9 protein-coding genes are annotated in these 7,169 nt (G+C 37.1%); 2 read left to right on the top strand and 7 right to left on the bottom strand.

Annotated features, from left to right (window positions below; translation table 11 throughout):
* The first annotated feature begins 158 nt into the window (after positions 1-158).
* On the top strand, positions 159-1,073 hold the full coding sequence (locus ACOVO2_RS11580; protein WP_421770126.1) for a DUF1338 domain-containing protein: 915 nt from the start codon (positions 159-161) through the stop codon (positions 1,071-1,073).
* 47 nt (positions 1,074-1,120) lie between these two features.
* Here ACOVO2_RS11580 and thrC read toward each other — a convergent pair whose 3' ends face one another.
* The 4 genes from thrC to carA all read right to left on the bottom strand — a co-directional run bounded on the left by thrC (position 1,121) and on the right by carA (position 4,241).
* A complete protein-coding gene (thrC, locus tag ACOVO2_RS11575) occupies positions 1,121-2,431 on the bottom strand; it encodes a threonine synthase (RefSeq protein ID WP_421770129.1) in 1,311 nt (436 codons plus the stop codon).
* Positions 2,432-2,444: 13 nt separating this feature from the next.
* Positions 2,445-2,846: a type II toxin-antitoxin system VapC family toxin gene (locus ACOVO2_RS11570; protein WP_421770125.1), complete on the bottom strand. Its 402-nt coding sequence runs from the start codon at positions 2,844-2,846 to the stop codon at positions 2,445-2,447.
* Positions 2,847-2,850: 4 nt separating this feature from the next.
* Positions 2,851-3,060 (bottom strand): hypothetical protein, encoded by a 210-nt coding sequence (locus ACOVO2_RS11565; protein ID WP_421770124.1) that lies wholly within the window; start codon positions 3,058-3,060, stop codon positions 2,851-2,853.
* Between the two features lie 80 nt (positions 3,061-3,140).
* Positions 3,141-4,241 carry a glutamine-hydrolyzing carbamoyl-phosphate synthase small subunit gene (carA, locus tag ACOVO2_RS11560; protein WP_421770123.1) on the bottom strand — a complete coding sequence of 367 codons (1,101 nt, stop codon included), beginning with the start codon at positions 4,239-4,241 and terminating at the stop codon, positions 3,141-3,143.
* Between the two features lie 304 nt (positions 4,242-4,545).
* Here carA and ACOVO2_RS11555 point away from each other — a divergent pair, with 304 nt between their 5' ends.
* Complete coding sequence (locus tag ACOVO2_RS11555; RefSeq protein ID WP_421770122.1) at positions 4,546-5,301, top strand: hypothetical protein; 756 nt, start codon at positions 4,546-4,548, stop codon at positions 5,299-5,301.
* A gap of 32 nt (positions 5,302-5,333) precedes the next feature.
* Here the strand turns inward: ACOVO2_RS11555 and ACOVO2_RS11550 are convergent, their stop codons facing one another.
* From ACOVO2_RS11550 to ACOVO2_RS11540, 3 genes are read right to left on the bottom strand one after another with little or no spacing between them, the layout of a single operon-like run.
* The gene (locus ACOVO2_RS11550) at positions 5,334-6,047 is read right to left on the bottom strand and encodes a carboxypeptidase-like regulatory domain-containing protein (protein WP_421770121.1); all 714 of its coding nucleotides are present in this window, start codon (positions 6,045-6,047) and stop codon (positions 5,334-5,336) included.
* A gap of 10 nt (positions 6,048-6,057) precedes the next feature.
* Entirely contained in the window at positions 6,058-6,894 is an 837-nt protein-coding gene (locus ACOVO2_RS11545) for a phosphatidate cytidylyltransferase (protein WP_421770120.1), read from the bottom strand.
* On the bottom strand, positions 6,878-7,093 hold the full coding sequence (locus ACOVO2_RS11540) for a putative signal transducing protein (RefSeq protein ID WP_421770119.1): 216 nt from the start codon (positions 7,091-7,093) through the stop codon (positions 6,878-6,880). The genes ACOVO2_RS11545 and ACOVO2_RS11540 overlap by 17 nt, the downstream gene beginning before the upstream one ends.
* Between the last annotated feature and the right edge of the window lie 76 nt (positions 7,094-7,169).

The raw sequence follows: 7,169 nt of genomic DNA, 5'->3' as shown, positions 1-7,169 counted from the left end.
AAAATTACCACAACAAGGATTTTTGAAACAAGAAGATATAGATTTCAGTTCTTATCTTGAAACCCAAAACGGTTCGTTTTTTAAAGATTGAAGTAGTCCACGGTCAACAGACTACGGTCAACAGTTTTTCTTTTGCATTACAACTGGTATATAAAATAATGAAAAACAGTAAAATAGAAACCTTAGAATACGTACTCAACGGACTGATGCGAAGATACAGCGAGCGAGTACCCGATGTAAATAAAGTAGCCGATGCCATGATTGCCGAAGGAATTATTTCGGATAGAAACGACATCGAAAATGACCACGTAGCTTTTCGCACGATGGGCGTTCCGCAGTTAGGAATTCAATCTTTCGAGAAAATCTTCTTGCATTTCGGCTACGAAAAACGTGATTTTTTCAATTTTGAAGGCAAAAAACTGAATGCTTATTGGTTTTCGCCACCCCAACCTCATTTCCCAAGAATTTTTGTGAGCGAACTTCGAGTAGATGATTTATCAGAAAATGCCCAAAGAATCATCAGAAGTTATACCGACGAGGTAAAATCTGACCCAGCCGATAGTTTGGATTTGAATGATGGCGTGGCCGTTGATGAATTTCTGCACAAACCACTGTGGCGAACACCCACTTGGGAAGATTACGAAGCTCTCCAACAAGAAAGCGAGTATGCCGCTTGGGTAATTTATAACCGATATTACCTCAATCATTATACCATTAGTGTGCATAATCTGAAAGAAGGCTACGGCACGATTCAGGAATTTAATGCTTTTTTGGAGCGAATTGGAGTAAAGCTAAACGATGCGGGTGGCAAAATAAAAATCAGTCCCGATGGTGGTTTATTGCAAAGTTCGACGGTGGCCGAAATGATTGATGCCGAATTTGCCGATGGAAGTACACACGCAATTTCGGGAAGTTATGTAGAATTTGCCGAAAGAAAAGTATTACCACAATTTGCGGGAATACCGATTGATAAAATCGAAAGGGTTCATCGCCGAGATGGCTTTGAAACTGGCAATGCCGATAAGATTTTTGAAAGTACATTTACGAGCCAAACTATGAAGGCTGAGATGTAAGATGAATTAACGCCGTTGCCTGTGAGGACACAGACAACGGCTAAAATTTATAAATTCGCCATCAACCAAGCCTTGAAATCCGAAAACTCAGTTGACATTGGTGTTGCTTGTTTTTCTAAACTCAATAAATCAGAAAGGCGTGTTGGAATATCTTGTTTGCCTACTACTTCTTCTACCACATCCAAAAATTTAGCATAATGTGCTGTTGAAAAAAATACGCCACTAACTGGCTCTGAAAGTGTATTCGTATAAGCCTTCAAGCCCAAATATGCAACAGCCGTATGCGGACACATCACGTAACCTGTACGCTCATACACGTCCTTCATGGCCACTTTGGTAGCTTCATCATCGTAGAAGTAACCAACTACCAAGCTACGCATTCTCTCTAAATCATTATCCAACAAAGCTTTCATGCGTGGAAAATTACTCGGATTTCCAACATCCATTGCATTTGAAATCGTTGATAATGAAGGACTTATTGGTTCGTAAACGCCACTTTCTAAATAAGCTGGTACAACTTTATTAACGTTGGTAGCAGCTATAAATTTATGCACTGGTAAGCCCAATTTCCAAGCGATAATTCCTGCACTCAGATTACCAAAGTTTCCACTTGGAACCGACATTACGACTGGTAAATCAACTCCCGATTTCTTTAATTGAGCATAGGCATTTACATAATAAAATGCTTGTGGAATCAGACGAGCAATATTGATTGAGTTGGCCGAAGCTAAATCAAACTTATCAGTCAATTCTTTATCCAAAAAAGCTAATTTCACGAGTTTTTGGCAATCATCAAAAGTGCCATTTACCTCTAAAGCTCTTACGTTTTCGCCGAGAGTTGTGAGTTGTTTTTCTTGAATATCGCTTACTTTTCCGCTTGGGTAAAGAATCGTGACATCAATGTTTGGTGTTTTATAAAAGCCTTGTGCCACCGCTCCACCTGTATCGCCCGAAGTTGCTACCAAAATATGGATTTGCTTCTGAGATTTTTGCAGAAAATACGACATCAAAGCAGCCATAAATCTTGCTCCAAAATCTTTAAAAGCCATCGAAGGCCCATGAAAAAGCTCTAAGCAGTAAGTATTTTCCTCAACCTCCACAATCGGTGCGGTAAAATCTATCGCATTATTGATTAATTGACGTAAATCTTCGGTCGGAACATCTTCACCGATTAAGGCATTGGCTATTTCAAAAGCAATTTCTTGCAAACTAAGATTCTGAACATTCTCCCAGAAAGTCGGAGGCAATGGTCTAAACTCAGTTGGCATATAAAGTCCGTTATCGGGTGGAAGTCCACGAAAAACCGCTTCGGCTAAATCAACATCAGGACTTTGGTGGTTTGTGCTGTATAATTTCATAAATAATTGATTATCAAAGAGATGCTTTATCAAGTTTCAGACCAAATTCAGTCAGATGGTCAAAGTCATTGTCAGTAGTTTGTAGAGGAATATCAAAAAAGTAGGCTGTTGCAGCAATCCAAAGGTCATTCTTTCCCATATTTCGAGAAGAAATTGTAAGTTTTTTCTCGGGATGCAAACCTTGGCTAAAAGCGTCTATTTCGGCGTAGATGTCTGATATTTTTTCATCAATATCAAGTACTTGCAGTGTTTGCAAATATTTATTTAGTCTTAATCGTTTTTCTGCTCCCCACTTACTTTTAATCGAAAATGCTTTTAATTCTCCAACGGTAATAATTGAAATAAATCTTTCTGGCGGACAAGAAACATCTTTTCTAATATAACCAATAATTATATTCGTATCTAACAAAACCATGTCATCAATCTAAATATTTCATCATATCGTCCCATTCTTCTTCAGTAAAATGGATATGTGGCGGAGCAATCGGCTTATCATTTCCGATTAATTTACTAAAAGCCGCTAACCCTCCTGCTTTCATTATATCATCAGGGCTATAAAGATTTAGCTTGGGGTCTTTGCTTCTTGGAATAAATGGTTTCTTCGATTTTCTTCTTACAACTTCAGACATTTTTCACCTCCTTTTCTACAAAGATATAAAAAAACCTGTAAGGTCTTCAAGATGCCTTACAGGTTTAAGGAAATAATATTTTATCCTAACATCTTCACGAAATCATCGAATAGATAGCGAGAATCGTGCGGGCCAGGTGAAGCTTCTGGGTGATATTGTACCGAAAACGCTGGTTTATCTTTTCTACGGATACCTTCGATAGTATTATCATTCAAGTTTACGTGTGTAAGTTCGATATTTTCTACACTCGAAACTTGCTCTGGCTTTACGGCAAAACCATGATTTTGTGAAGTAATTTCGCAAAGGCCAGTACGTAGATTTTTCACGGGGTGATTCAATCCACGGTGACCGTTCTTCATTTTATATGTTCCAATTCCGCTCGACAAAGCCAATAACTGATGCCCCAGACAAATACCGAAAACCGGCTTATTAGTTTCGATTACTTGTTTGATGGTTTCAACTGCGTAAGGCATTGCCGATGGGTCGCCAGGGCCATTTGATAGGAAATAACCGTCTGGATTAAACGCAGCAATTTCTTCAAAACTTGTTTTGGCATTGAAAACCTTGCAATAACAATCTCTTTCTACAAAGTTATTCAAGATGCTTTTCTTAACTCCAAAATCTAATACAGCTACTCTGTATTTTGCATCTTCGTTTCCTAAATAATACGCCTCTTTTGTACTAACTACCGACGATAATTCAAGGCCATCCATCGAAGGCACTTTCTTTAATTCAAGTGCCAAAACTTCTGGGTCGAGAATTTCGGAAGAGATAATACAGTTCATCACGCCCGCATCACGGATGTGGCGTACGATTTGGCGAGTGTCAACATCACAAATACCTACGATATTGGCACGCTCGAAATACTCTTGTAATGAAAAATCAGCGGTCGAACGAGAATAATAGTGGTTTGCATAAGCATTGCAGACCATCCCACTAATTTTTACACTCGATGATTCTTCTTCATCATCTAACACAACGCCATAGTTGCCGATATGTGAAGTAGTATTTACGATTACCTGACCGTAGTACGAAGGGTCTGTGTAAATTTCTTGGTAGCCAGTCATACCTGTATTAAAGCAGATTTCGCCAGCCGAAGTACCAATTTTGCCAAGTGCTTTTCCTTTGAAAAAAGTGCCATCTTCAAGGAGCAGAAGGGCATCAGAAGGTTTGTGATTCATCGAAGAATTATAAAAGAGTTCCGAAAATACTTATGGTTATCGGAGAACAAAGGTAGTGAAAAAATGTTTAAAGATTGTCTTATTATGAGTAATAACAAATTCTTTCTTATAAAAGTACAATATATACATTTTGTTACCTTACAATTTTATTCATCACATGTGCATATAAATATGTTATTCACAAAGCAATTTTGTTTGTTTTCTGTTCGTAGATATTAGTATATTACCAAATAATCCTAAAAGTAAAAATATCCTATAACTTTTGCTCCGACCATAATCCAGCTTGTTCAAAAACAACTAAACCATGCAAAACTGTAGTAAAGTGATATTTATTGTACTATTCTTATCTTTATCAAATGCTAAATTATTTGGTCAGAATAAAAACGAATCTTTCTACGACAAGTATTTAAAGGCTAATTTTTTTGAAACCAATTTTACAGCAATAAAGAGTTATTCGTTTGAAGCTTATGAACAAGGCAATAAAGGAAATTTTCTAAAAAACTCTGACTCTATAAGGGTATATGCGATAAAACCCAATTATTCAAGGACTGAATATACAACATCTTCTGATAGAAGAACTTACTGTTATAATGGAGACGAGATTATTAAAACTTCAAAAGATACAGATTTTAAACCACAAAAAGTGCCTTTCGCAGTAAATTTACCCTTTCAACAGGCCACCTTGAGTATGTTTTTGAATGGGTTCGTGACCCGAAATAGCATAATACCAGTTAATTTGGTTGAAAAGTTTGAAATAATTTCTGACTCCGTAATCATCGACAACGAAAGATATTTTAAATTATCTCAAAAATTAAATGATGAAATTGATTTTGAGTATTTTATTGAATATAAAACACTTTTTTTATTTAGAGAAAATATTATTAAAAACGGAGTAATTTCTACACAAATTGACTATTCGGATTACAGAAAAATAGATGGAATATATTTCCCATTCAAAAAAAGTGAAAAAGGTTATGCTAATGGTATAGACCTAAATATCGTCGTTTCAAAGTTTACTTTGAACCCTAATTTAACGAACGATTTTTTCAACTGTCGATAAATTTAAAAGTTTGCAAGTTAGCTAAATAGCTCTCAATCTTTCTTCGTATTATCTCTAAAAAACTTATCACGAGTTACATTATCCTTCGGAGGGGTAGCTGCTCCTGCTTTCCACGATTGGTCTTTCCATGCACCACTTTTTACGGCTTTTACAAAATTTACCCAAGCAAACGGATTTAGCAAAGGGTTTGTCGTGACGGCTCCTCGATTTTCGATTTGTTTCATAAATTGGCTTTGTCCGTACCGATAATTGGCATCGGCACTCATGCCATGTACTGAGGCCATCTTAGCGATGTTTTCGGGGCTGTAGGTTTCGGCTAAAATCTTGCGTTCACGGTCGTCGGGAAGTTTCATATCGACCAAAGCTTGCTTGAACTCTTCTTCGGTACTAAACGGATAAACTTTAACTTCTTTTAACATTTTCGAGTCGGTTTGAAGCTCAACAAAAACCGAATAATCGACATCTGCTTTTTTGGGAATGATATGAAATTGCTTCTTAAAACCTAAATAACTAAACACAACGGTGTCGCCCGGAAAAACACCCAAAACAAAATACCCTTTGCTGTTGGAGAGCGTTCCTCGGCCTGCTCTCGGAATCGTGATGTATGCTCCGGGTAGTGGTTCTTTGGTCTGACTGTCGATAACTAAGCCCGAAAACGTAATGTATTTTATTTCGCCTTGAGAAAAAGCTAAATTGCTCATTATCAAGGATATAAAAATCAACAGAAGTGTAATTGTATTTCTCATTGTGAGTGATTCAACCAAAAATTTTCAGAAATGTAACAATAAAAGGCATCGAAAGCAATAGTCCATCAAACCTATCCATAAAACCTCCATGGCCGGGTATCATATTGCCTGAGTCTTTGATAGAAATACTACGTTTGAATAACGATTCTACTAAGTCTCCGAGCGTTCCAGTAATAAAGATAATGATGGCAACACCATACCATTGCCAACTTAACAAACTATCGAAATACTTTGTTAGAATAAACGCCACAATCAGCGAAGTTATTGCCCCACCAAAGAAGCCTTCCCATGTTTTCTTGGGAGAAACTCGCTCGAAAAGTTTACGTTTGCCGAGGAATCTCCCCGCAAAATATGCTCCTGTATCGTTTGCCCAAAGAATAAACAAACACCCCAGAATTAATTGTGGTGCGTAGCCTTTATTATCGGTCAATACCATCTCGTTGATGAGGGCAAAAGGCACGGCAACGTAAATGATTCCGAGAAATGTATAGCCCAAGTTGGCAAAGGGCTTAGTGTCTTTCTTGCGATAAAGTTTAATAAAAAACGTAGTCGTGAGTAAAGGCACAATGAGGTAATAGAATTTAAACGGAAGCATCTCTTTTTCAATAAAAAAAGTGAGTGTATTTAAAACTATACCACAAAAAACACCATAAACACTGAGCGGATTGTTTTCGTCGAGTTTGAGAAGTTTGTAGAATTCTCGTTGAGTAAGAATACTTATAGCCAAAAATAAAACCCAGAAAGTCCATTCATTATAAAGCACTCCAAATAAGATGATAGCTACACCAATAACAGCAGCGATGGCTCGTTGGGTAAGATTTGAAAGATTATTAAACTTCGAGGTCATTTTGATTGAATATGTCGATTACTACTTTTGCGATTGATTCTTGCTCGTCGGGTACCTGCACTTCATAGTATCCGATGAGGTAATTACTATCTTGTTTATTCAGAACTACGGCCATTATTTCGTGGGTCAATAGCTCGTTTTTCAATAATTCGGCTTTAAAAACATTCTTAGTTTCAAAAACTTTTATCCAGTTTGCCATTTAGTGTTGGTTGTGAATTTGACTCAAATATAGGGCGAAAATGTCAAAAAAAACATCTTTCATTCTACGGACTTTC

The organism is Emticicia sp. (assembly GCF_049241225.1).
In the GTDB taxonomy this organism is placed as follows: Bacteria; Bacteroidota; Bacteroidia; order Cytophagales; family Spirosomataceae; genus Emticicia.
This window is presented reverse-complemented; position numbering and strand designations above follow the sequence as displayed.

What these genes read in the sequence shown, in the direction of transcription:
- ACOVO2_RS11565 (WP_421770124.1), bottom strand. Translation starts at nt 3,060, where the DNA reads ATGTCTGAAGTTGTAAGAAGAAAATCGAAGAAACCATTTATTCCAAGA.
- carA (WP_421770123.1), bottom strand. Translation starts at nt 4,241, where the DNA reads ATGAATCACAAACCTTCTGATGCCCTTCTGCTCCTTGAAGATGGCACT.
- ACOVO2_RS11540 (WP_421770119.1), bottom strand. Translation starts at nt 7,093, where the DNA reads ATGGCAAACTGGATAAAAGTTTTTGAAACTAAGAATGTTTTTAAAGCC.
- ACOVO2_RS11580 (WP_421770126.1), top strand. Translation starts at nt 159, where the DNA reads ATGAAAAACAGTAAAATAGAAACCTTAGAATACGTACTCAACGGACTG.
- thrC (WP_421770129.1), bottom strand. Translation starts at nt 2,431, where the DNA reads ATGAAATTATACAGCACAAACCACCAAAGTCCTGATGTTGATTTAGCC.
- ACOVO2_RS11545 (WP_421770120.1), bottom strand. Translation starts at nt 6,894, where the DNA reads ATGACCTCGAAGTTTAATAATCTTTCAAATCTTACCCAACGAGCCATC.
- ACOVO2_RS11550 (WP_421770121.1), bottom strand. Translation starts at nt 6,047, where the DNA reads ATGAGAAATACAATTACACTTCTGTTGATTTTTATATCCTTGATAATG.
- ACOVO2_RS11570 (WP_421770125.1), bottom strand. Translation starts at nt 2,846, where the DNA reads ATGGTTTTGTTAGATACGAATATAATTATTGGTTATATTAGAAAAGAT.
- ACOVO2_RS11555 (WP_421770122.1), top strand. Translation starts at nt 4,546, where the DNA reads ATGCAAAACTGTAGTAAAGTGATATTTATTGTACTATTCTTATCTTTA.